Source organism: Nonomuraea sp. NPDC048826, from assembly GCF_043198225.1.
GTDB lineage: Bacteria > Actinomycetota > Actinomycetes > Streptosporangiales > Streptosporangiaceae > Nonomuraea.
Genome location: NZ_JBICUQ010000002.1, coordinates 787,801 through 810,284, shown reverse-complemented (window position 1 = coordinate 810,284; position 22,484 = coordinate 787,801). Strand labels below are relative to the sequence as shown.

Sequence of the window (22,484 nt, the reverse complement as noted above, 5' to 3'; positions counted from 1 at the left end):
GGGAAAGGTCAGTCGGGTGTTTCACCGAGTTCGGCGCGCTTGCGTGCGACGGTCTGGGCCTCCAGCAGCTCCGGCTTGCCCTCGGGGGGATAGTGCAGGTCGAAGGCGGGACGCTCGGAGCGGATGGGCGGCATGAAGGAGAAGTTGTGCCGGGGCGGCGGGCAGCTCGTGGCCCACTCCAGCGAGTTGCCGAAGCCCCAGGGGTCGTCGACGGTGACCTTCGGCCCCCGCCTGGCCGTCTTCCAGACGTTGTAGAGGAACGGCAGCGTCGAGGCGCCGAGCAGGAATGCCCCGACCGAGGAGATCTCGTTGAGCAGGGTGAACCCGTCACCGGCGGCGTAGTCGGCGTAGCGGCGCGGCATGCCGAGCGCGCCCAGCCAGTGCTGTACCAGGAACGTGGTGTGGAAGCCGATGAACAGGGTCCAGAAGTGCAGCTTGCCGAGCCGGTCGTCGAGCATCCGGCCGGTCATCTTCGGCCACCAGAAGTAGAACCCGGCGAACATGGCGAAGACCACGGTGCCGAACACCACGTAGTGGAAGTGGGCCACGACGAAGTAGGTGTCGGTGACGTGGAAGTCGAGCGGCGGCGAGCCCAGGATCACCCCCGTCAGCCCGCCGAGCAGGAAGGTGATGAGGAACCCGATCGCGAACAGCATCGGCGACTCGAACGTGAGATGGCCGCGCCACATGGTGCCGATCCAGTTGAAGAACTTCACCCCGGTCGGCACCGCGATCAGGAAGGTCATGAACGAGAAGAACGGCAGCAGCACCTGGCCGGTGGGGAACATGTGGTGCGCCCACACGGTCATCGACAGGCCCGAGATGGCGATGGTCGCGCCGACCAGCCCGATGTAGCCGAAGATCGGCTTGCGGCTGAACACCGGGATGACCTCGGTGATGATCCCGAAGAACGGCAGCGCGATGATGTAGACCTCGGGATGGCCGAAGAACCAGAACAGGTGCTGCCACAGCATCGGCCCCCCGGCGGAGGAGTCGAAGATGTGCGTGCCGAAGCGCCGGTCCGACTCCAGCGCCAGCAGCGCGGCGGCCAGCACGGGGAAGGCCATCAGCACGAGCATGCTGGTCAGCAGCACGTTCCAGGTGAAGATCGGCATCCGGAACATCACCATGCCGGGCGCCCGCATGCCGATGATGGTGGTGATGAAGTTGACCGCGCCCAGGATCGTGCCCAGACCCGCCAGGGCCAGACCCATGATCCACAGGTCGCCGCCGGGGCCCGGCGAGTAGGTGGCCGAGGAGAGCGGCGTGTAGCCGAACCAGCCGAAGCTGGCCGCCCCGCCGGGGGTGAAGAACCCGCTCACCGCGATCAGCCCGCCGAACAGGAACAGCCAGTAGCTCACCATGTTGAGCCGGGGGAAGGCCACGTCGGGCGCGCCGATCTGCAGCGGCATGACCGCGTTGGCGAAGCCCGCGAACAACGGGGTGGCGAAGAGCAGCAGCATGATCGTGCCGTGCATGGTGAACATCTGGTTGTAGGTCTCGGCGTCGACGACCTGCAACCCCGGCGCCACCAGCTCGGCCCGGATGACCATGGCCATGACCCCGCCGATCAGGAAGAACACGAACGACGTGATCAGATAGAGATAACCGATCACCTTGTGGTCCGTGGTCGTCAACCAGGACACCACGACCTTCCCGGTGCGCCGGCGCCTGATCTGTTCGATCGAGGTCTCGCGGACGGTGGTCACGGCTGCTCCCTCCGTTAGAGGTGGCCTATCTACCCATTCCACGCCACAGATCGCGTCCCGTGAAGCCGTTTGCCGAAGATTGCCGCCCCGCCCGCTTCCCGGATGGCGGACTCGGCACCGTGACCGGCGTCCTGATCTCCTATCCTTCGTAGGCAACCCGATCGGAGGAGAGATTTCGTGACCGCTTCGCGTGACTACGCCGCCCTCGCCCAGCGCGGGCTCTCGCTCGACCTCACCAGGGGGAAGCCGTCGCCGCGTCAGCTCGACCTCTCCGACGCCATGCTCAAGCTGCCGTCGTCCTACCGCACGGCCGGCGGCGCCGACGCCCGCAACTACGGCGACCTGCAGGGCCTGCCCGAGCTGCGTGAGCTGTTCGGCCCGCTGCTGCAGGTGCCGCCGGCCCAGGTCGTCGTGGGCGGCAACGCCAGCCTGACGCTGATGCACGACACCGTCGTGCACGCGCTGCTCAGCAAGCTGCCGGGCGCGGAGCGGCGGTGGGTGGAGGAGCCGGAGATCACCTTCCTGTGCCCGGTCCCCGGCTACGACCGCCACTTCACGATCTGCGAGCAGCTCGGCATCACGATGGTGGCCGTGCCGATGGGTCCCGACGGCCCCGACATGGACGTCGTCGAGCGGCTCGTCGCGAGCGACCCGAAGGTCAAGGGCATGTGGTGCGTGCCCAAGTACAGCAACCCGTCCGGCATCGTCTACAGCGACGAGACCGTGCGCAGGCTCGCCGCCATGCCGGCCGCGGCCCCCGACTTCCGGATCTTCTGGGACAACGCCTACGCCGTCCACCACCTGACGGACACCCCGGCGGAGCTGGCCGACCTGCTGGCGCTCTGCGCGGAGCACGGCAACCCCGACCGGACGTTCGTCTACGGCTCCACCTCCAAGGTGACGCTGGCCGGCGCGGGCGTGTCGTTCTTCGGCTCGTCCCCGGCGAACGTGGAGTGGTTCCTGGCCAACACCCGCAAGCAGTCGATCGGCCCCGACAAGATCAACCAGCTGCGCCACGTCGAGTTCCTGGGCGACGCCGACGGGGTGGCCGCCCACATGCGCCGGCACGCCGAGCTGATCGCGCCCAAGTTCGAGCTGGTCGACCGGGTGCTGGCCAAGGAGCTCGGCGGCCTGGCGAGCTGGACCAGCCCGCGGGGCGGCTACTTCATCAGCCTGGAGGTGCCGCACGCCGCCGAGGTGGTGGCCCGGGCGAAGGCGGCCGGCATCGCGCTCACGCCCGCCGGGGCCACGCACCCGTACGGCAAGGACCCCGACGACCGCGTGATCCGGATCGCGCCGACCTACCCCGAGCTCGACGAGCTGGAGCAGGCCATCCTCGGGCTGACCGTGTGCGTCCGGCTGGTGGCCGAGGAGCGCGCCTGATCAGCGGGTCCCGCCGGAGCGCCGGAAGCCGAAGATGTACTCGCGCGTCTCGTGCGGGTGGAAGGTGACGTCCACGCCGGGCTCGAAGGCGACGTTGTCGCGGGAGCAGTAGTAGAGGCTCTCCCAGACGGCGTACGCCTTCTCCCGGGCGGGGCCCTCGGCCACGTCGCGTTTGCGCGCCCCGTACGCGCCGAGCACGAGCAGCAGCCCCACACCCCAGAAGACACCGGTCAGGCAGAACGGCGCGAGCAGCACCTCCGCCCAGCCGGAGAACTTGCCCATCGCGATCACCAGCGACACGACCAGATGCAGCAACGCCGCCACGCCGAGCAGGACGTAGCCCTGGTTTCTGGTCCAGGGCGTGTAGTGGCGGCTGGGGAACGACAGCCAGACGGCGAGCTGGGTGCGGCTCATCTGGTGCTTGGAGGCCCCCAGCGCGGCCCGTGAGGGCAGGTCGGCGACCTCCCGCTCGCCCGGGAGCCGGACCCGTCCGATCCGGTAGGTCGTCCCCGCCGCCACGACTCCCGGCACCGCGACGACCTGATCTACCAGCCCGCATGCCGGACACTTCACTTCCACCCGCCGCAGTCTCTCCGTAAATCGACACTCCATGCAAACCGTAGGGTGCTTCATGTGAGACCCATCGATGTCCTGGTGAGCTCCCTGCCCGAGGGCAGGGTCGTGACCGACCCCGACGTGATCGACTCCTACGCGCGCGACCGCACGTTCGTGGAGCCCGGCAGACCGCTCGCCGCGGTGCTGGCCGGCTCCCGCGACGACGTGGTGACGACGCTGCGCTGGGCGAGCGAGCACCGCGTGCCGGTGGTGCCGCGCGGCGCGGGCAGCGGGCTCGCCGGCGGGGCCACGGCGGGTGACGGCGCGGTCGTCCTCTCCCTGGCCAGGATGGACGCGATCAGGGAGCTCTCCCCCGCCGACGAGATCGCCGTGGTCGAGCCCGGCGTGATCACCGCCGACCTCGACCGGGCGGCCAGGACATACGGGCTCATGTACGCGCCGGACCCTTCCTCGTACGAGATCTCCACGATCGGCGGCAACCTGGCGACGAACGCCGGCGGGCTGCGCTGCGTCAAGTACGGCGTCACCCGTGACTCGGCGCTCGGCCTGGAGGTGGTGCTGGCCGACGGGCGGATCCTCGACACCGGGCGGCGCACCGTGAAGGGCGTCACCGGCTACGACCTGACCGGGCTGTTCGTCGGCTCGGAGGGCACGCTGGGCGTGATCACCGCCGCGACCGTGCGGCTGCGCCCGGTTCCCGCGGCGGAGCCTGCCACGTTCGCGGCCGAGTTCGGGTCGCTGCGCGACGCGGGCGCCGCGGTGTCGGCGATCATGGCGGCGGGCTGCCAGCCGTCGCTGATGGAGCTGCTGGACCGGGCCACGCTGGAGGCCATCGACGACTGGCGCAACATCGGCCTGGAGCCCGGCACGATGGCCATGCTGATCGGCCAGTCCGACGCCTCCGACGGCCAGGCCGTCGCCGCCCGGATGGAGCGGCTCTGCCTCGACAACGGCGCCTCGTTCGTCGCCGTCTCCTCCAGCCCGCAGGAGACCGAGGAGCTGATCGGGCTGCGCCGGATGGCCTACCAGGCCAAGGAGCGGCTCGGCGCGTGCCTGGTGGAGGACGTGTGCGTGCCCCGCTCGGTGCTGCCCGACATGATCGGCGCGATCGAGGCCGCCGCCGTCCGGCACGGCGTGCGCATCTGCACGGTCGCGCACGCCGGCGACGGCAACCTGCACCCGGTCTTCATCTTCGAGCACGGTACGAGCGAGCCGCCGGCCGAGGTGTGGGCCGCGGCCGACGAGGTGTTCGCGCGGGCGCTGGAGCTGGGCGGCACGCTCACCGGCGAGCATGGAGTGGGCGTGCTCAAGCGGCGCTGGCTCGACCTGGAGGCCGGGCCGGTGACGCGTGAGGTGCAGCACGGCATCAAGGCCGTGTTCGACCCGCTCGGCATCCTGAACCCCGGCAAGGCCATCTGACAGGCGTGTTCACCAAGACGTGACCTCGGTCGCGATCACGGTGACGACCTGCACCGAAACGCTGACACACGGGCGTCAGATCCGAAAGACTTTCCAGGTAGCGACCCATCCCAATAGTCACACTGGTAGCGTTTTGCCCCTGCGATTGATCTGTATGGGGGTCCGGGGTGAGTCAGTTCCAGCCGTTGATGGCGGACGACCCGCAACGGCTGGGCGCGTTCGAGATCGTCGCCCGGCTCGGCGAGGGCGGCCAGGGTGTTGTCTACCTCGGCAGGACCGCGTCCGGCGAACAGGTCGCCGTCAAGCTGCTGCACAACGCGCTGACGGCCGACCAGGACGCCAGGGCCCGGTTCCTGCGCGAGGTCGCGGTGGCCCAGCGGGTCGCCCGGTTCTGCACCGCGCCGGTGCTCCACGCCGACCTGGAGGGCAGCCGGCCGTTCATCGTCAGCGAGTACGTGCCGGGGCCGTCGCTGCGTGAGCTGGTGATCAACGAGGGGCCGCGCCGTGGGGCCGCGCTGGAGCGGCTGGCGATCAGCACCGCGACCGCGCTGGCGGCCATCCACCGGGCCGGGATCCTGCACCGCGACTTCAAGCCCGCCAACGTGCTCATGGGCCCCGAGGGTCCCGTGGTGATCGACTTCGGCATCGCCCGCGCGCTCGACGCGCCCGGCGCGACCGCCACCGGCATGGCCATGGGCACCCCGTCCTACCTGGCGCCCGAGCAGCTCACCGGGGCCGCGCCGGTGTCGGAGGCGGCGGACGTGTTCGCCTGGGGCGTCACCATGGTGTACGCCGCCACCGGGAAGCCGGCCTTCGGCGCCGACTCGATCCCGGTCGTGATGAACCGCATCCTGCACCAGGAGCCGCAGCTCGGCGGCATGGAGGGGCGGCTGGCCGAGCTGGTGGCGCTCTGCCTGTCGAAGGACCCGGCCCAGCGGCCGTCGGCCGACCGGCTGATCGTCGAGCTGACGGGGCAGCCCGCGCCGAACGCCGCGATCGAGCCGGTCTCCGGCCCGCAGGCCCAGCCCGCCTACGAGCCCGCCCCCTACCCCTCCGCCGCCCCGTTCGGCGCCGTCGCCGGAACGCACCAAACGCCCGGCGGTCAGCCCGGGGCGGGTCAGCCGGGTGCCGGTCAGCCTGGTGCGCCGCAGAACCCGTGGATGCCCGCGGGCGACCCGATGCCGCAGACCGGCGCGTACGGGCCTCCTGGTGCGCCCGGCGGCGCGCCCGAGACCACCGGCGGCGGGCACCCGGCGACCCCCGGACAGCCTGGCCAGCCCGGGATGGGCGGGCAGCCGCCGTTCGGGCAGCACCCCGGGCCCGCGGGCCAGGGCGGCCCCGCCTTCCCGGCCCCCGTCCCGGGCATGCCCGGGACGCCGGGACCGCACGGGCCGGGCCCGCAGGCCCCAGGACAGCCCGGACCGGGACAGCACGGCCAGGGCCCGCACGCGCCCGGACAGCACGGCCAGGGTCCGCACGTACCAGGGCAACAGGCTCCAGGCCAGCACGCGCCCGGACAGCACGGCCAGGGCCCGCACGCGCCTGGACAACACGGTCAAGGTCCGCACGTACCAGGACAGCACGGGCCCGGGCAGCCGGGTGCGACCGCTCCCGGGCGGGGCGGTCCCGCGAAGGCTCCCCGGGAGCCGATGTCCAAGCAGCGCCGGTCGCTGACCTTCGCGCTGTCCGGCGCCGCCGCGGCCGCGCTGCTCGTGGTGGTCGGCGCCGTCGTGGTACAGGCCAACGCCAAGTCCACGCCGGTGGTGAACGTGGACAACAGCACCGCGACCTCCGCCGCCACGGCCCAGGGCCAGCCCACCCCGGAGGACTACTCCCCGGTGCCCACGCCGGACCTGGAAGAGGCCAAGCCCACCAAGACCAGGAAGAAGAAGCCGAACGAGGCCGCCACCCAGGTGCCCGACACGGTCGTGATCCCCACCACCCGCCCGTCGACCACGAAGCCGTCGCCGACCCCGACGAAGACGCGGAAGAAGAAGCGGGACACCCTCGTCGAGCCGGACCTGGAGCCGACGGTCGAGCCCACGGACGGCGGCGGCGAGACGAGCCTGCCGACCAAGCCGCGCCCGAAGCCGCTGGCCAAGAACACCACGAACGTGGTCGCCCTGTGCGGCACCGGCTACAAGGTGATCAACCAGCGCAAGCTGGCCGACAAGTCCGGCAAGGACACCGCCATGATCTACCTGCTCTACCACACGGGTCAGGGCAAGAACTGCGTGGTGACCAAGTCGCTCTACGTCCACCCCAGCAAGGTTCTGATGAGCTCGCACCTCCAGGTCAAGGGCGGCGCGTCGGCCTCGGACCCGGGCCGCTTCACCAGGTACTCGGGCCCGCTCCGGCTGGCCGCCAAGAAGAAGTGCGTCATCTGGGGCGGCTCCTTCGAGGGCGTGAGCTGGAAGTCCGGCTGGAGCCACTGCGGCTGACCTCTGACCTCGCGGGCCGCTCTCCCCTCCGGGAGGGCGGCCCTTCTCATGCGGGCCCGAGGGCGCTACGGTTTCTGACGTGATCGTCAAATCGCTGACCCGCCGAGGGCAGCGGACCCGGGCCGCGCTGCTGCGCGCGGGACGGGAGGCGTTCGAGGAGTGCGGGTACGACGCGGTACGGGTCGACGACGTGTGCGAGCGCGCCGGGGTGTCGCACGGCACGTTCTACACGTACTTCGACTCCAAGGAGGCGCTGTTCGCCGAGGTCGCGGAGGCGGTGGTGGGCGAGATGTTCGCGGCGAGCGTGGTCGGCCCGTCGGCGCCCGCCGGGCCGTACGCGCGGATCGCCGCCGCCAACCGGCTCTACCTGCGCGCCTGGGCGGCCAACTCGCGGATGGTGCGGATGGTGGAGCACGCCGCCACCGTCGACGACCGGTTCGGCGGCCTGCTGCTGGAGCTGCGCGAGGTGTTCGTGCGGCGCGGCGAGGAGGGCCTGCGGCGGCTGCAGGAGCAGGGCCTGGCCGACGCGTCGCTCGACCCGAGGCTGACCGCGATCATGCTGGGCGGCATGGTGGAGCACTTCGCGCACGTCTGGCTCGATCTGGGCGAGCCCGCCGGCGAGGAGGCGGCCGTGGACCACCTCACCCGCCTCTGGGCCCGGGCCATCGGATTGACACCACCGTCGGATTCCGGGGAGGCATCGTGATCGTCAGCCGGCTCGACACCACCGCCGGCGACTACGCGCGCCGCCGCGAGACGATGCTCGCCAAGCTGGCGGAGCTGGACGCCGAGCACGCCAAGGCCGTCGCGGGCGGCGGCGCCAAGTACGTCGAGCGGCACCGCAAGCGCGGCAAGCTGCTCGCCCGCGAGCGGATCGAGCTGCTCGTCGACCCCGACTCGCCGTTCCTGGAGCTGTCGCCGCTGGCCGCATGGGGCAGCGACTTCCCGGTCGGGGCGAGCGTGGTGACGGGCATCGGGGTGATCTCCGGCGTCGAATGCCTGATCAGCGCCAACGACCCGACGGTCCGGGGCGGCGCGTCCAACCCGTGGACGCTGCGCAAGACGCTGCGGGCCGCCGACATCGCCCTGGAGAACCGCCTGCCGTACGTGAACCTCGTGGAGAGCGGCGGCGCCGACCTGCCGACCCAGAAGGAGATCTTCATCCCGGGCGGCCGGATCTTCCGCGACCTGACGCGGCTGTCGGCCGCCGGGATCCCGACGATCGCGCTGGTGTTCGGCAACTCCACGGCCGGCGGCGCGTACGTCCCGGGGATGAGCGACTACACGGTGATGGTGCGCGAGCGGGCCAAGGTGTTCCTGGGCGGCCCGCCGCTGGTGAAGATGGCGACCGGCGAGGAGTCCGACGACGAGTCGCTGGGCGGGGCCGAGATGCACGCCCGGGTGAGCGGCCTGGCCGACTACCTCGCCGCCGACGAGCACGACGCGCTGCGCATCGGCCGCCGCATCGTGGGCTCGCTCCACTGGCGCAAGCGGGGCGCCGAGCCGTACCCCGTCCGGGAGCCCGCCTACCCGGCGGAGGAGCTGCTGGGCATCGTGCCGGAGGACCTGAAGGTGCCGTTCGACCCGCGCGAGGTGATCGCCCGGGTGGTCGACGGCAGCGCGTTCGAGGAGTTCAAGCCGCTGTACGGGGCGTCGCTGGTGACGGGCTGGGCCCGGCTGCACGGCTACCCGGTGGGCATCCTGGCCAACGCCCGCGGGGTGCTGTTCAGCGAGGAGTCGCAGAAGGCCACCCAGTTCATCCAGCTCGCCAACCAGACCCGCACCCCGTTGATCTTCCTGCAGAACACCACGGGTTACATGGTCGGCAAGGAGTACGAGCAGGGCGGCATCATCAAGCACGGCGCGATGATGATCAACGCGGTGTCCAACTCGACCGTGCCCCACCTGACCGTGGTCATGGGCGCCTCGTACGGCGCGGGCAACTACGGCATGTGCGGGCGCGCGTACGGGCCCAGGTTCCTGTTCAGCTGGCCGAGCGCGAAATCGGCGGTGATGGGCCCGGCGCAGCTGGCCGGGGTGCTGTCGATCGTCGGCCGCGCGGCGGCCGAGGCGCGCGGTCAGGTGTACGACGAGGAGGCGGACGCGGCGATGCGGGCGATGGTGGAGGCCCAGGTGGAGGCGGAGTCGCTGCCGTTCTTCCTGTCGGGCCGGCTCTACGACGACGGGGTGATCGACCCGCGCGACACCCGGACGGTGCTGGGCCTGTGCCTGTCGGCGGTCAACAGCGCGCCGGTGCCGGAGCGGGCCGGGTTCGGGGTGTTCCGGCCATGATCAGGCGTCTGCTGGTGGCGAACCGGGGCGAGATCGCCCGCCGCGTCTTCCGTACCTGCCGCGAGCTGGGCATCGGCACCGTGGCCGTCTGCTCCGACGCGGACGCCGACGCGCCGCACGTGGCGGAGGCCGACCTCGCGGTGCGGCTGGACGGGGTCACGCCCGCCGAGACCTACCTGGCGATCGACCGGGTGATCGAGGCGTGCCGGGTGTCGGGCGCGGACGCGGTCCATCCCGGTTACGGGTTCCTGTCCGAGAACGCGGCCTTCGCCAGCGCCGTCCTGGACGCCGGACTGACCTGGATCGGGCCGCCGCCGGAGGCCGTGGCGGCGATGGGCTCGAAGACCGCGGCCAAGCGGCTGATGGCGGAGGCCGGGGTGCCGGTGCTGCCGACGCTCGACCCGGACGCCCCCGGGGAGTTCCCGGTGCTGGTCAAGGCGTCGGCGGGCGGCGGCGGTCGCGGCATGCGGGTGGTCCGCGGGCCCGCCGGGCTGGCGCGGGAGGTGGAGTCGGCGCGGCGGGAGGCGGCGGCCGCCTTCGGCGACGGCGACGTGTTCGTCGAACCGCTGCTCGAAGGCGCCAGGCACGTCGAGGTGCAGGTGCTGGCCGACCGTCACGGCACCGTGTGGGCGCTGGGCGAACGGGAGTGCAGCATCCAGCGCAGGCACCAGAAGGTCGTCGAGGAGTGCCCGTCGCCGGGGGTGACGCCGGAGCTGCGGGCCCGGCTGGAGGAGGCGGCCGTGCGCGCCGCCCGCGCCATCGGCTACACCGGGGCGGGGACGGTCGAGTTCCTGGTCGCGGGCGAACGGGTGGCGTTCCTGGAGATGAACACCCGGTTGCAGGTCGAGCATCCGGTGACCGAGCTGGTGTACGGGGTCGACCTGGTCCGCCTGCAGATCGAGGTGGCCGAGGGCGCCCGGCTGCCGGCCGCGCCGCCGGTGCCGCACGGGCACGCGGTGGAGGTCCGGCTGTACGCGGAGGACCTGGCCTACCTGCCGCAGTCGGGGGTGCTGCACCGGTTCGAGGTGAGCGGCGCGGTGCGGGTGGACGCCGGGGTGGAGAGCGGGTCGGTGGTCTCGCCGCACTACGACCCCATGCTGGCCAAGATCGTCGGGTACGGCGCGACGCGGGGCGAGGCGGTGCGCAAGCTGACCGCCGCCCTGCGGGCCGCCCGGCTGCACGGCGTCACCACCAACCGCGGCCCGCTGCTCCAGGTCCTGACCCATCCCGCCTTCGAGGAGGGGCGCACCCACACCGGATTCCTCGACGAGCACCCGCCCTCGGCTCCCCCGCCTCCCGGCGCCCAGGAGGCGCTGGCCGCCGCCCTGGCCCTGGCCGCCGCCAACCGCGACCACGCCGCCGTCCTGCGCAGCCTCCCCTCCGGGTGGCGCAACGTCCGCTCGCAACCCCGTACCGCCCGCTTCGAGGAGACCGAGGCCGTCTACGACCCCCTTCCGCCCGGCACCGCCGTCCTCTCGGTCAGCCCGCTGCCTTCCCCGGCCGGCGGGGCGTATCGGGTGGTGCTCGAAGAGGATCGGGTGCGGCGGGTGTTCGAGGTGTGCTGGTACGGGGACGGGAAGGTGTACGTCGACGGCCCGGGGGGCGGCGTGGTGCTGACCCCCGTGCCGCGGCTTCCTGAACCGGTGGAGCACGTCGCCCCCGGCTCGCTGCTGGCGCCCATGCCGGGCAGCGTGCTGCGGGTGGAGGTGGGGCCGGGTGACCGCGTCGCGAAGGGTGCCCCGATCATGGTGCTGGAAGCGATGAAGATGGAGCACGCGGTCACCGCACCCGCGGCGGGCGTGGTCGCGACCGTGCACGTGGAGAAGGGCCGGCAGGTGGACGCGGGCGCCGTGCTGGCGGTGATCGAGGAAGAGGACGCATGACGGAGCTGGTGCACAGGAATCTGGCCGACGGGGTCGCGACCGTGACCCTGGACTCGCCGAAGAACCGCAACGCGTTGTCCACCAAGCTCCTGGCCGAGCTGGAGTCCCAGCTGCGGTGGGCGCTCGACGAGGACGCGGTGCGGGTGATCGTGCTGACCGGCACCGGCCCGGTGTTCTGCTCGGGCGCGGACCTGAAGGAGCAGCGCGACCCCGCCGACGCGCCGGTGACCGGATCGCTGCCGGACATCCTGACCCTGATCTGGAAGAGCCCGAAGCCGGTGGTCTGCCGCCTCAACGGCACCGCCCGCGCGGGCGGCCTGGGCCTGGTGACGGCGTGCGACTTCGCCATCGCGCCCGACACGGCGACGTTCGCGTTCTCGGAGGTGCGGCTCGGCGTGGTGCCCGCCATGATCGCGGTGCCGGTGCTGCGCCGGGTCGACCCGCGCGCGGCGTCCGAGTACTTCATGACCGGCGAGGTGTTCGACGCGGCCAGGGCGGTGGAGATCGGCCTGCTCAACCGGGCGGTGCCCGCCGAGGAGCTGGACGCGACCGTGCGCCACTTCACCGACATGCTGGTCAAGGGCGGCCCTGAGGCGCTCGCGATCACCAAGATCCTGGTCTGCGAGCTGCCCGGGGTGCCGTTCGAGGAGGGCCTGCGCCGGATGGCGGAGCTGTCGGCCGAGCGGTTCACCTCCGAGGAGGGCCAGGAGGGCATCGCCGCCTTCATGGCCAAGCGCCCGCCCCGCTGGGTCCCATGAGCGGGCCCGTGCTGCGGGTGGCCAACTGCAGCGGCTTCTACGGCGACCGGCTGTCGGCGGCCCGTGAGATGGTCGAGGGCGGCCCGATCGACGTGCTCACCGGCGACTGGCTGGCCGAGCTGACCATGCTGATCCTGGCCGGCAACCGGCTCAAGGGCCGCCCCGGCTACGCGCCGACGTTCCTGCGCCAGCTGGAGGACGTGCTCGGCACCTGCCTGGAACGCGGCATCAAGATCGTGTCCAACGCGGGCGGCCTGGACCCCGCGGGCTGCGCGGACGCGGTGCGCGAGCTGGCCGCCCGGCTGGGCCTGTCCGCCAGGGTGGCGCACGTGGCCGGCGACGATCTCACCGGCCGCGACCTGGACCTGGTCAACGCCGACACCGGCGAGCGGCTGACCGCCACTCCGCTCACGGCCAACGCCTATCTCGGCGGCCGGCCCATCGCCGCCGCGCTGTCGGCGGGCGCGGACGTCGTGGTGACCGGCCGCGTCACGGACGCGGCCCTGGTGACGGGTCCCGGCATCTGGCGGTACGGGTGGGGACCGGACGACCTGGACGCGCTGGCGGGCTCGGTGGTCGCCGGCCACGTCATCGAGTGCGGCTGCCAGGCGACGGGCGGCAACTACGCGTTCTTCCAGGACGTGCCCGACCTGGCGCACTGCGGCTTCCCCATCGCCGAGCTGCACGCCGACGGCTCGTCCGTGATCACCAAGCACCCCGGCACGGGCGGGCTGGTCTCGGTCGGCACGGTCACGGCGCAGCTGCTGTACGAGATCGCGGGGCCGCGCTACGCCGGTCCGGACGTGGTGGCCCGGTTCGACACGATCTCCCTGTCCTCCGACGGCCCCGACCGGGTCCGCGTCTCGGGCGTCCGCGGCGAGCCCCCGCCCGGCACCCTCAAGGTCGCGGTCAACTACCTGGCCGGCTACCGCAACACGATGACCCTCGTGCTCACCGGGCTCGACCTCGCCGACAAGGCCAGGGTGGCGGAGGAGACGATCTGGGCGCGGGTCCCGAAGGACTCCTTCGACCAGGTGGACGTCACGCTCACCGGCCACGGCCTGCTGCGGATCACGGTCATGGACGCCGAGCGCGACAAGGCCGGGCGGGCGTTCTCCTCGGCCGTGGTGGAGACGGGGCTGGCCGGCTACCCGGGCTTCTACGGGCTCAACCCGCCGGGTCCCGCCTCGCCGTACGGGGTCTACTGGCCGGTTCTGGTGCCGGCGTCGGAGGTCCGGCCGGAGGTGTACCTCGACGGGGAGCGGATCCCGCTGGACGATCCGGGCGGCCCGACGGCGCGGCCCCTCCCGGAACCCGTCGCGGACCCGGGGCCCGCACCGGTGGACGGGCCGGTGGACGGGCCGGTGCACGGGCCGGTGCACGGGCCCACGGTGCGGATGCCGCTGGGCCGGATCGCCGGGGCCCGCTCCGGCGACAAGGGCGGCAACGCCAACCTGGGCGTCTGGACCACCACGCCCGAACGGCACGCCTGGCTGGCCGCCCACCTCACCGTCGAGCGCCTGAAGTCGCTGCTGCCCGAGCTGGCCCCGTACCGCGTCGAGCGCCATCTCCTGCCGAACCTCAACGCGCTCAACTTCGTCGTGCACGGCCTGCTCGGCCGGGGCGTGGCCGCGAGCACCCGGATGGACGCCCAGGCCAAGGCGCTCGGCGAGGAGCTGCGCGCCTGCCCGGTGGACGTCCCCGAGCGCCTCGGGTAAACGGTTTGAAGGCCGGAGACCTCGTACGCGAGGATGGCCGGCATGCTGATCCGCCGGCTCACCCTCGACGACCTCGACTCCTGCGGGCGGCTGGCCAAGGACCGCGGCTGGCTCCCTGAGCGGCACAAGTGGACCCTGCTGTTCGAGGTCGGCGAGGTGTACGGGATCGACGCGCCCGACGGCGACGGCCTGGCCGCGACCAACATCCTGACCCGTTACGGCGACGACCACGCGGTGGTCAGCATGGTGCTCACCGCCTCGCGCTACGGCCGCCGGGGGATGGCGCGGACGCTGATGGAGCACGTGCTCGACCAGGCCGGCGACCGGATCGTGTCGCTGCACGCCACCGAGAACGGCAGGCCGCTGTACGAGACCCTCGGCTTCCGCACGGTGGGCAGGGTGGCCAAGCACGCGGGCGTCTTCCGGGGCGAGCGCTCCGGCCGCACCCGCGTCGCCACGGAGGCGGATCTCGACGGCATCCTGACGCTGGACGCGGAGGTGTTCGGCACGGACCGGTCGGCGCTGCTGCGCCGCATGCCCGTCTTCGGCGAACGGGTGCGGGTGGCCGAGGGCGGGTTCGGCCACTGCTGGCGCAACGACGACAACGTGGTGATCGGCCCGGTGGTGGCCCGCGACGAGGAGACCGCCCGCGCGCTCATCGCCGACCTGGCCCTCGACGTGGGCGGCGAGGTGCGGATGGACCTCGACCTGGCGCACGCGAGCCTGGTCCGGTGGGCGGGCGAGCACGGCGTCGGCGCTCCCTGGGAGGTGTCCCTGATGGCGCGCGGCGGGCCGCCGCCGGGTGACCGGTCACGGCAGTTCCTGCCCTTCATGCAGGCGCTCGGGTGACTCCGCGACGTTAGGATGGGTGCCTCCAGAACGAGATTCGGGGTTGAAAGGCCGCCATGACCTCCACCCATATCGACGTCAGCGCCGTCGACCTCGATGAGCTCGGCGCCTGGATGGACGAGCAGGGCCTGCCCGGTGGCCCGATCACGGCGATCGCGCCGGTCACCGGCGGCACCCAGAACGTGATGGTGCGCTTCGAGCGCGGCGGGGTGCCGTACATCCTGCGCAGGCCGCCGCAGCACGCCCGCGCCAAGAGCAACGAGGTGCTGCGGCGCGAGGCCCGGGTGCTGGCGGCGCTGCGTGACACCCCGGTCGCGGCGCCCCGGCTGGTGGCCGCGCAGACCGCGCGGGAGCCGGTGTTCTACCTGATGGAGCCGGTCGACGGGTTCAACGCCTCGACCGGGCTGCCGGAGCCGCACGCGAGCGACCCGGCCATCCGCCACCGGATGGCGCTGGAGGCGGCCTCGGCGCTGGCCGAACTGGGCCGGGTGGACCCGGGGCTGCTGCCCGGCTTCGGCAGGCCCGAGGGGTTCCTGGAGCGCCAGGTGCCGCGGTGGCTGCGCGAGCTCGACTCCTACGGCGAGCTCGACGGCTATCCCGGGCCGGACATCCCCGGCCTGGACGAGACGGCGCGGTGGCTGGAGGCCAACCGGCCCGCCGCCTTCCAGCCGGGGATCATGCACGGCGACTACCACCTGGCCAACCTCATGTTCGCCTACGACGGGCCGCGCGTGGCGGCGATCGTCGACTGGGAGATGTGCACGATCGGCGATCCGCTGATCGACCTCGGCTGGCTGGTGGCGATGTGGCCGATGGGCAACGCGCACGTCCCCGGCCTGGCCCCGCCGCGCCAGATCGTCGACTGCTACGCGGCGCTGTCCGACCGCGACCTGTCCGCCATCGACTGGTACGCGGTCATGGCGTGCTTCAAGCTGGGCATCGTGCTCGAAGGCACGCACGCCAGGGCATTCGCCGGAAAAGCCCCCAAGGACATCGGGGACGCCCTGCACGCCGCCACACTCGACCTCTTCGCCCGTGCCCGGCACATCATGCACAATTCTCTTGATTAACACCCATAACACGATTTTTCCGGAAAACGATCACATCTCTCGCAGTGAGCCGTACAATTGCGCGCAATTGCTACGAGTTCGGGGAAGGATCGTCATGCGGATGCGGTTCCTGGGGTCCACGTCAGAGGCCGGAGCCTGCCCCACCCTGTACGAGACGGACCGCGGCACGATCGTCGTCCAAGGCCTCCGGGTCACGGACGCCGAGGCCCTCGCGGACCTGCGTGACGTGCTCGACGGCGAGACAGCGGTCGAGGTGCCCCGCGAGCTGATCACCGAGATCGCCGCCCGGGCGCTGCCCGAGCTCGCGCCGACGGGCGTGCCGACACCGTCAGCAACCGGTTGATCACAATTGCGCGAAGGGGTCTGGCATGATCCCGGAATACGGGTCTAGCCTCTAGCGGCGTGAGCTCGTTTCAGCAGGCGCGCATCGACCTCGGCATCCAGCTCCGGCAGTTGCGCGAGTCGGCGCACCTGTCGGGCAAGGAGCTCGCCGAGCGGCTGCGCTGGCAGCCGTCCAAGGTCTCCCGTCTGGAGAACGCCCGCCAGACGGCGACCGAGGACGACGTGGTGGTCTGGGCCCAGGCCGTCGCGGCCCCGCCGGAGACCACCGACGAGCTCATAGCCCAGGCCATCGCGCTGCTGGAGCGCCACGACGGCTGGAAGCAGCGCCACCGCAGCGGCCTGGCCGCGATCCAGGAGGACATGCGCGACCTGGAGGCCCGCACCAAGCTGTTCCGCGCCTTCGAGCCGGGCATCCTGGTCGGCCTGCTGCAGACGGCCGAGTACGCGCGCCACGTGTTCAGCAAGGTCAAGCGCCTCTACAGCGCTCCCGACCAGATCGACGCGGCGGTGCGGGTGCGGATGCAGCGCCAGGAGATCCTCTACGACCGTTCGCGCACGTTCCGGTTCATCGTGCTGGAGGCCGCGCTGCACACCCGGCTGGCCCCGGTCGACGTGATGCGCGGCCAGCTCGACCGGCTGCTGGCCGTCAGCACGCTGCCGAACGTCGAGTTCGGCGTCATCCCGTTCACCCAGGAACTGCCCGCCAACCCGGTGCACGGATTCTGGATCTTCAACGAGGCCCTGGTCACCGTCGGCACGCTGACGAAAGACCTGCTCCTGCGCGATCCGGACGACGTCGCCTTCTACACCAAGGCCTTCGACGACTTCGCCAAAGCGGCACAATTCGACGAATCTGGACGTGACATCATCATCAAGGTCCTTGACCAGGACCGCAAGAATTCACCACATTAACCCTCGCAATTGCTTGCCCTCCTCTCATGATCGTGCAATTCTTTGCCCGAGACGTTGCGGAGGTGACGCATGATGCTTGATGCCGCGCTATGCCTCGAGCAATTCGCCTGGCATGCTGGCCGGCATCCTGACCTGTCGGTTCAGGGTGTCTCCTTGGCGAGCGATCCCGCGTACGTCTCGGTGCGCAACCGCTTCTCGGCCACGCTCGCCGAGACCGTCACGTGCTCCGAGGATGGAAGTTTCATCACCTCGTGGGGTTACCGCCTCGGCACCGCCGACGACGTGGAGGCCGCCGCCGCACGCCTGGCCTTCCTCCTGGCCGCCCTCCCCGCCTGATCGGCCGTACCGCACCACCTGACCGGCCGTACCGCACCACCTGACCGGCCGCGGGTGCTCACTCCCGCCCGGTCGGAACCGCCGAGCCCGGCAGGGTCATCGTGGCGGCCACCCCGCCGCCCTCGGCGTTGTCCAGGGTGATCTCTCCCCCGGCCTCCTCGACCGCCTGCGCGACGATGGCCAGGCCCAGCCCCGAGCCCGGCAGGGACCGCGCCGATGGCGAGCGCCAGAACCTCTCGAACACGTGCGGCAGCTCCTCCTCCGAGATGCCCGGCCCGTGGTCCCGTACCGTCAGCACCCCTTCCCGCAGGGTGACCTCCACCCCGCTGTCAGGGCTGAACTTGGCGGCGTTGTCGATGAGGTTGAGCACCGCCCGCTCCAGCGAGGCGGCGCCGCCGACCACGTACCACGGCTCCAAGTCCGCGGCGACCTCGGCGCCGCGCAACCGCGCCCGCTCGACCGCGGCGGTGACCACCTGCTGGAGGGCGAGCTCGGTGTGCGGCTCGCGGTCGGTGTCGCCGCGGGCGAGCTGCAGCAGGTCGCCGACCAGCGTGGTCAGCTCGGCGAACTGCGCCTTGACGTTGACGAGCAGCCGCTGCTTGGCGGCAGGGTCGAGGCTGCGGCCGGTCTGCTCGCTGCGCAGCAGCAGGTCGATGTTGGTGCGCAGGGTGGTGAGAGGGGTGCGCAGCTCGTGGCCGGCGTCGGCGACGAGCTGCCGCTGCCGGTCGCGGGAACCGGCCAGCGCGGCGGTCATGGCGTTGAAGGAGGCGCTCAGGCGGGCGATCTCGTCGCTGCCGTCGACCGGGATGCGGGTGTCGAGGTCCTCGGTGTGCGCGATGTGCTCGACGGCCTTGGTCAGGCGGCCGACCGGGCGCAGCGCGGCGCGGGAGACGAGCAGCCCGGCCGAGGCGGCGACCAGCACGCCGAGCGCGGCCACGCCCACCAGCAGGGCCGTCACCCGCCGCAGCGTGTCGTTGATCTCCTCCACCGGCCGGCCGACCACGAACGCGGCGTTCTCGTCCACGTTCCTCACGTAGACGCGCAGCGGGGTGCCGTCGTCGGCGCGGCCGTCGTAGAACTCCCACTGGCCGAGATAGCCGGCCGCGACCCGGGTGTCGTGCGGGGTGACCTTGATCGCCGTGTTGCCCATGACGCAGCGCTCGCCGCCGGGGAAGACGATCTGCATCGGCTCGGTGAACGCCGGGTGCCCGTCGAGCGTGGCCGCCGGCTCGGACGAGCACTCGCGCACCGCCGCCTGCATCGCCTTCACCGGCACGTCGATGTCCCGCAGCGACTGGTTGAGCTGCCAGGACAGCTCACGGCGGACGAAGTACCAGCAGCCCACGGCGGAGACCGCCACCGCGATCGCCACCGCCGCGGCGACCAGGAGCGTCAGCCGCGAACGCAGGCTGCGCTTTCTCACGGGGAGCCTCTGAGCACGTAGCCGACGCCGCGCACGGTCTGGATCACGCGCGGCTCGCCGCCGGCCTCGGTCTTGCGCCGCAGGTACATCACGTACACGTCGAGCGAGTTGGAGGTGGGCTCGAAGTCGAACCCCCACACCTCGGCCAGGATCTGGTCGCGGGTCAGCACCTGGCGCGGGTGCGTCAGGAACAGCTCCATCAGCAGGTACTCGGTCCTGGTCAGGTCGAGCCGTCGCGCGCCCCGGGTGACCTCGCGGGTCACCGGGTCCATGCGCAGGTCGCCGAAGGACAGCGCGTCCTCCGACGCGTCCGGGCCGCTGAGCGCGCCGCGCCGCAGCAGCGCCCGCACCCGCGCCAGCAGCTCGTCCAGCTCGAACGGCTTGACCAGGTAGTCGTCGGCGCCCGCGTCCAGGCCGGACACCCGGTCGCCGACGGCGTCGCGGGCGGTGAGCATGAGCACGGGCACGTGGTTGCCCCCGGCCCGCAGCCGCCGGCAGGCGGTCAGCCCGTCGAGCCGCGGCATCATGACGTCGAGCAGCACCGCGTCGTACGGCTGGCGGGCCAGCACGTCCAGCGCCGCCTGACCGTCGTCGGCGGTGGTGACCTTGTAGCCCTCGAACTCCAGGCTCGACTGCAGCGCCTCGCGCAGGGCGGGCTCGTCGTCCACCACCAGCAACCGGGCGCCGTCGTTCATGCGCATCACGCTAGAGCACCATTCTGAGAACCCGATGAAGGCAGGTCAGCGCCCCAGCACGGCCATGGCCGCGTTGTGTCCGGGGATGCCGCTCACGCCGCCGCCGCGCCGGGCGCCGGCCCCGCACAGCAGGACGCGCTCGTGCTCGGTCTCCACGCCCCAGCCGCCTTCCTCCCCGAACGGCCAGCTCAGGTCGCGGTGGAAGATGTGGCCGCCGGGCAGACCCGCCTCGTCCTCCAGGTCGACGGGCGACTTGGCCTCGATGCACGGGGTGCCGTCGGGGGCGCGCAGCAGGCAGTCCTCGATCGGCTCGGCCAGCACCGCGTCGATCGAGGCGAGGGTGGCGCGCAGCGCCCGCTCGCGGGCCCCTTCGGGGTCCTCCCGGAACAGGCGGGCGGGCATGTGCAGGCCGAACAGCGTCATCGTCTCGGCCCTGCCGCGCAGCTCCGGGCCGAGGATGGACGGGTCGGTGAGCGAGTGGCAGTAGACCTCGGCGGGCGGCAGGTCCGGGATGTCGCCCCGGGCCGCCTGGGCGTGCGCGCGGGCGAGCTGGTCGCGGCTCTCGTTGATGTGGAACGTCCCGCTGAAGGCCGCCTTCGGGTCCACGTCCCCGTCCTTGAGCCTGGGCAGCCGCGAGAGCACCATGTTGACCTTGAGCTGGGCGCCCTCCGGCAGGCCCGGCGTGCGGCCGAGCACCCGGTCGAGCACCGCGGGCGGCAGGTTGACCAGCACGTGCCCGCCGGTGACCGTGTGCTCGCCGTCGTCCGTACGGAACGTCACCTCGCCGGACGGCTCGATGCCGACGACCTCCGCGCCGGTCCTGATCTCCGCGCCGGCCGCGCGGGCGGCGGCCTCCAGCGCGCCGGAGACGGCGCCCATGCCTCCCACCGGGACGTTCCACTCGCCGGTGCCGTCGCCGATCACGTGATAGAGGAAGCAGCGGTTGGCCTGCAGGTCGGTGGCCGGGTCGGCGAACGTGCCGATCAGCGCGTCGGTGAGCACCACGCCGCGCACCACGTCGTCGGCGAACCGTTCGTCCACCACCTCGCCGATGGGCCGGGCGAACAGGTCGCGCCACGCCTCGGCGCCGACCAGCTTCTCCACCTCCGCCGCCGGGCGCAGCGGCTCCAGCAGCGTCGGCGCGAGCGCCTGGGCGGCCCGCGCGGTCATGCCGTAGAACGCCTCCCAGGCGTCGTGGTCGGCCTCGCCGCCGGTCACGGCCCGGAACGAGGCCCTGGTCCGGCCCGCGTCCTCACCGTCGACGAGCAGCCCGGTGCCGCCGACGGGCGTGTACGAGGAGTAGCGGCGGCGGCGCAGCTCCAGCTCCAGGCCCAGATCCTTGACGATCTTCGTCGGCAGCAGGCTGACCAGGTAGGAGTAGCGCGACAGCCGCACGTCCACCCCGGGGAACGGCCGTGCGGAGATCGCCAGCCCTCCCGTGTGATCCTGCCGTTCCAGCACCAGCACCCGCCGCCCGGCCCGCGCCAGATAGGCGGCCGCGACCAGGCCGTTGTGCCCGCCGCCTGCGATGACCACGTCGAAAGTCCCCATTCCCCGCACTCTAAGACCTCACCTCCCAGCCCCGCCAACAGCCCACCGCGCAACGGTTTCGACGGGGCCAGGCGGAGTGAGCGGCACCTCCCCACCCGGCCAACAGCCCGCCGCGCGACGGATCTGGTGGGGTCAGGCGGAATGGGCCACACCACCCCCCGACGCGACGGTTCCGATGGGGTCAGGCGGATGGACGACACCACCCCACCGACGCGACGGATCTGGTGGGGTCAGGCAGAGTGGGCGGCGATGGAGAGGAGGGTTGCCGCGGAGCCGGTGAGGGGGCGGCCGCGGCGCCAGACGGCCCGCAGGGTGCGGGCCAGGTCCAGGCCGTAGAGCGGCACCTCGACCAGGCGCCCGGTGGTCAGCTCGGCCTCCACCGCGTACGCGCTGAGCACCGCGGGCGCCACCCCCGCCTGGGCCGCGCCCTTGACCGCCGCGTTGGACCCCAGCTCCAGCCGCGGCCGCGCCCGGTGCAGCGCGCTGAACACCACGTCCAGGGTCTCCCGCGTGCCCGACCCGGGCTCCCGTACCACCAGCGGGGTGGCCGCCAGCTCAGGACCTCTCAGGAGCGTGCGGCGGCGCGCCCACGGATGATCGGGCGCCACCACGACCACCAGCCGGTCGGCGCCCACCACCCGCTGGTCCAGCCCGTCCGGCACGGCTGGCCCTTCCACGAACCCCAGCTCCACCTCCCCGGCCAGCACCCGGGCGGCGACGTCGGCGGAGTTCATCACGTCCAGCCCGGCCTGCACGTCGGGGTCCCTGGCCTGCAGCTCGCCCAGCCAGCGCGGCAGCAGGTACTCGGCCACGGTCATGCTGGACGCCACCCTGAGCCGCCCGGCCCCGCCGCGCCGCACGGCCTCGGCGGCCCGCACCAGCTCCTGGGCGGCGCCGACCACCTGCGCGGCCCAGCCGGCGACGATCTTCCCCTCGGCGGTGAGCGTCGATCCGCGCGGGGTCCGTTCCAGCAGGGGCAGGCCGAGGCGGCGTTCGAGCAGGGCGATGCGCTTGCTGGCCGACGGCTGCGCGATCCCCGCCGCCCTGGCCGCCTGGCCGAGGCTGCCCAGCTCGCCCACGTCGACCAGCAGCTTCAGTGAGACGAGGTCGGGGAGTTCGCTCATAGC

Annotated in this window: 19 protein-coding genes; 13 read left to right on the top strand and 6 right to left on the bottom strand. The window is 72.3% G+C overall.

Features of this window, described 5'->3' with window-relative positions:
* Positions 1–8: 8 nt before the first annotated feature.
* Entirely contained in the window at positions 9–1,709 is a 1,701-nt protein-coding gene (gene ctaD, locus ACGFI7_RS09310; protein ID WP_393401278.1) for a cytochrome c oxidase subunit I, read from the bottom strand.
* Between the two features lie 177 nt (positions 1,710–1,886).
* Between ctaD and ACGFI7_RS09305 the strand changes: the two genes are divergently transcribed.
* On the top strand, positions 1,887–3,092 hold the full coding sequence (locus ACGFI7_RS09305; RefSeq protein ID WP_393401275.1) for an aminotransferase class I/II-fold pyridoxal phosphate-dependent enzyme: 1,206 nt from the start codon (positions 1,887–1,889) through the stop codon (positions 3,090–3,092).
* Here the strand turns inward: ACGFI7_RS09305 and ACGFI7_RS09300 are convergent, their stop codons facing one another.
* Positions 3,093–3,671, bottom strand: a complete 579-nt coding sequence (locus ACGFI7_RS09300; protein WP_393401273.1) for a hypothetical protein — start codon at positions 3,669–3,671, stop codon at positions 3,093–3,095.
* A 54-nt stretch (positions 3,672–3,725) separates the two neighbouring features.
* Between ACGFI7_RS09300 and ACGFI7_RS09295 the strand changes: the two genes are divergently transcribed.
* The 12 genes from ACGFI7_RS09295 to ACGFI7_RS09240 all read left to right on the top strand — a co-directional run bounded on the left by ACGFI7_RS09295 (position 3,726) and on the right by ACGFI7_RS09240 (position 17,688).
* The gene (locus tag ACGFI7_RS09295; RefSeq protein ID WP_393401271.1) at positions 3,726–5,087 is read left to right on the top strand and encodes an FAD-binding oxidoreductase; all 1,362 of its coding nucleotides are present in this window, start codon (positions 3,726–3,728) and stop codon (positions 5,085–5,087) included.
* A gap of 167 nt (positions 5,088–5,254) precedes the next feature.
* Positions 5,255–7,528 (top strand): protein kinase, encoded by a 2,274-nt coding sequence (locus tag ACGFI7_RS09290; protein WP_393401269.1) that lies wholly within the window; start codon positions 5,255–5,257, stop codon positions 7,526–7,528.
* A gap of 79 nt (positions 7,529–7,607) precedes the next feature.
* Positions 7,608–8,234, top strand: a complete 627-nt coding sequence (locus tag ACGFI7_RS09285; RefSeq protein ID WP_393401267.1) for a TetR/AcrR family transcriptional regulator — start codon at positions 7,608–7,610, stop codon at positions 8,232–8,234.
* Positions 8,235–8,287: 53 nt separating this feature from the next.
* Positions 8,288–9,820 carry an acyl-CoA carboxylase subunit beta gene (locus ACGFI7_RS09280; RefSeq protein WP_393401912.1) on the top strand — a complete coding sequence of 511 codons (1,533 nt, stop codon included), beginning with the start codon at positions 8,288–8,290 and terminating at the stop codon, positions 9,818–9,820.
* On the top strand, positions 9,817–11,703 hold the full coding sequence (locus ACGFI7_RS09275; protein WP_393401264.1) for a biotin carboxylase N-terminal domain-containing protein: 1,887 nt from the start codon (positions 9,817–9,819) through the stop codon (positions 11,701–11,703). Before ACGFI7_RS09280 ends, ACGFI7_RS09275 begins: the two co-directional genes overlap by 4 nt.
* Positions 11,700–12,461 (top strand): enoyl-CoA hydratase-related protein, encoded by a 762-nt coding sequence (locus tag ACGFI7_RS09270; RefSeq protein WP_393401262.1) that lies wholly within the window; start codon positions 11,700–11,702, stop codon positions 12,459–12,461. The genes ACGFI7_RS09275 and ACGFI7_RS09270 overlap by 4 nt, the downstream gene beginning before the upstream one ends.
* Positions 12,458–14,179, top strand: coding sequence for an acyclic terpene utilization AtuA family protein (locus ACGFI7_RS09265; protein WP_393401260.1), 1,722 nt, complete (start codon positions 12,458–12,460; stop codon positions 14,177–14,179). The genes ACGFI7_RS09270 and ACGFI7_RS09265 overlap by 4 nt, the downstream gene beginning before the upstream one ends.
* Before the next feature lie 42 nt (positions 14,180–14,221).
* Positions 14,222–15,028, top strand: coding sequence for a GNAT family N-acetyltransferase (locus tag ACGFI7_RS09260; protein WP_393401258.1), 807 nt, complete (start codon positions 14,222–14,224; stop codon positions 15,026–15,028).
* A 56-nt stretch (positions 15,029–15,084) separates the two neighbouring features.
* Positions 15,085–16,098, top strand: a complete 1,014-nt coding sequence (locus tag ACGFI7_RS09255; RefSeq protein ID WP_393401256.1) for a phosphotransferase family protein — start codon at positions 15,085–15,087, stop codon at positions 16,096–16,098.
* Positions 16,099–16,192: 94 nt separating this feature from the next.
* Positions 16,193–16,441, top strand: a complete 249-nt coding sequence (locus tag ACGFI7_RS09250) for a hypothetical protein (protein ID WP_393401253.1) — start codon at positions 16,193–16,195, stop codon at positions 16,439–16,441.
* Between the two features lie 59 nt (positions 16,442–16,500).
* Entirely contained in the window at positions 16,501–17,352 is an 852-nt protein-coding gene (locus ACGFI7_RS09245) for a helix-turn-helix domain-containing protein (RefSeq protein WP_393401250.1), read from the top strand.
* A 153-nt stretch (positions 17,353–17,505) separates the two neighbouring features.
* Positions 17,506–17,688: a hypothetical protein gene (locus tag ACGFI7_RS09240; protein WP_393401248.1), complete on the top strand. Its 183-nt coding sequence runs from the start codon at positions 17,506–17,508 to the stop codon at positions 17,686–17,688.
* Between the two features lie 58 nt (positions 17,689–17,746).
* On the opposite strand, the gene ACGFI7_RS09235 is transcribed toward ACGFI7_RS09240, so the two are convergent.
* From ACGFI7_RS09235 to ACGFI7_RS09220, 4 genes are all read right to left on the bottom strand, one after another.
* Positions 17,747–19,111 (bottom strand): sensor histidine kinase, encoded by a 1,365-nt coding sequence (locus ACGFI7_RS09235; RefSeq protein WP_393401246.1) that lies wholly within the window; start codon positions 19,109–19,111, stop codon positions 17,747–17,749.
* Complete coding sequence (locus ACGFI7_RS09230) at positions 19,108–19,806, bottom strand: response regulator transcription factor (protein ID WP_393401244.1); 699 nt, start codon at positions 19,804–19,806, stop codon at positions 19,108–19,110. Before ACGFI7_RS09230 ends, ACGFI7_RS09235 begins: the two co-directional genes overlap by 4 nt.
* Before the next feature lie 45 nt (positions 19,807–19,851).
* Positions 19,852–21,357, bottom strand: coding sequence for a phytoene desaturase family protein (locus ACGFI7_RS09225; protein ID WP_393401242.1), 1,506 nt, complete (start codon positions 21,355–21,357; stop codon positions 19,852–19,854).
* 230 nt (positions 21,358–21,587) lie between these two features.
* Positions 21,588–22,481: a LysR family transcriptional regulator gene (locus ACGFI7_RS09220; RefSeq protein ID WP_393401239.1), complete on the bottom strand. Its 894-nt coding sequence runs from the start codon at positions 22,479–22,481 to the stop codon at positions 21,588–21,590.
* Between the last annotated feature and the right edge of the window lie 3 nt (positions 22,482–22,484).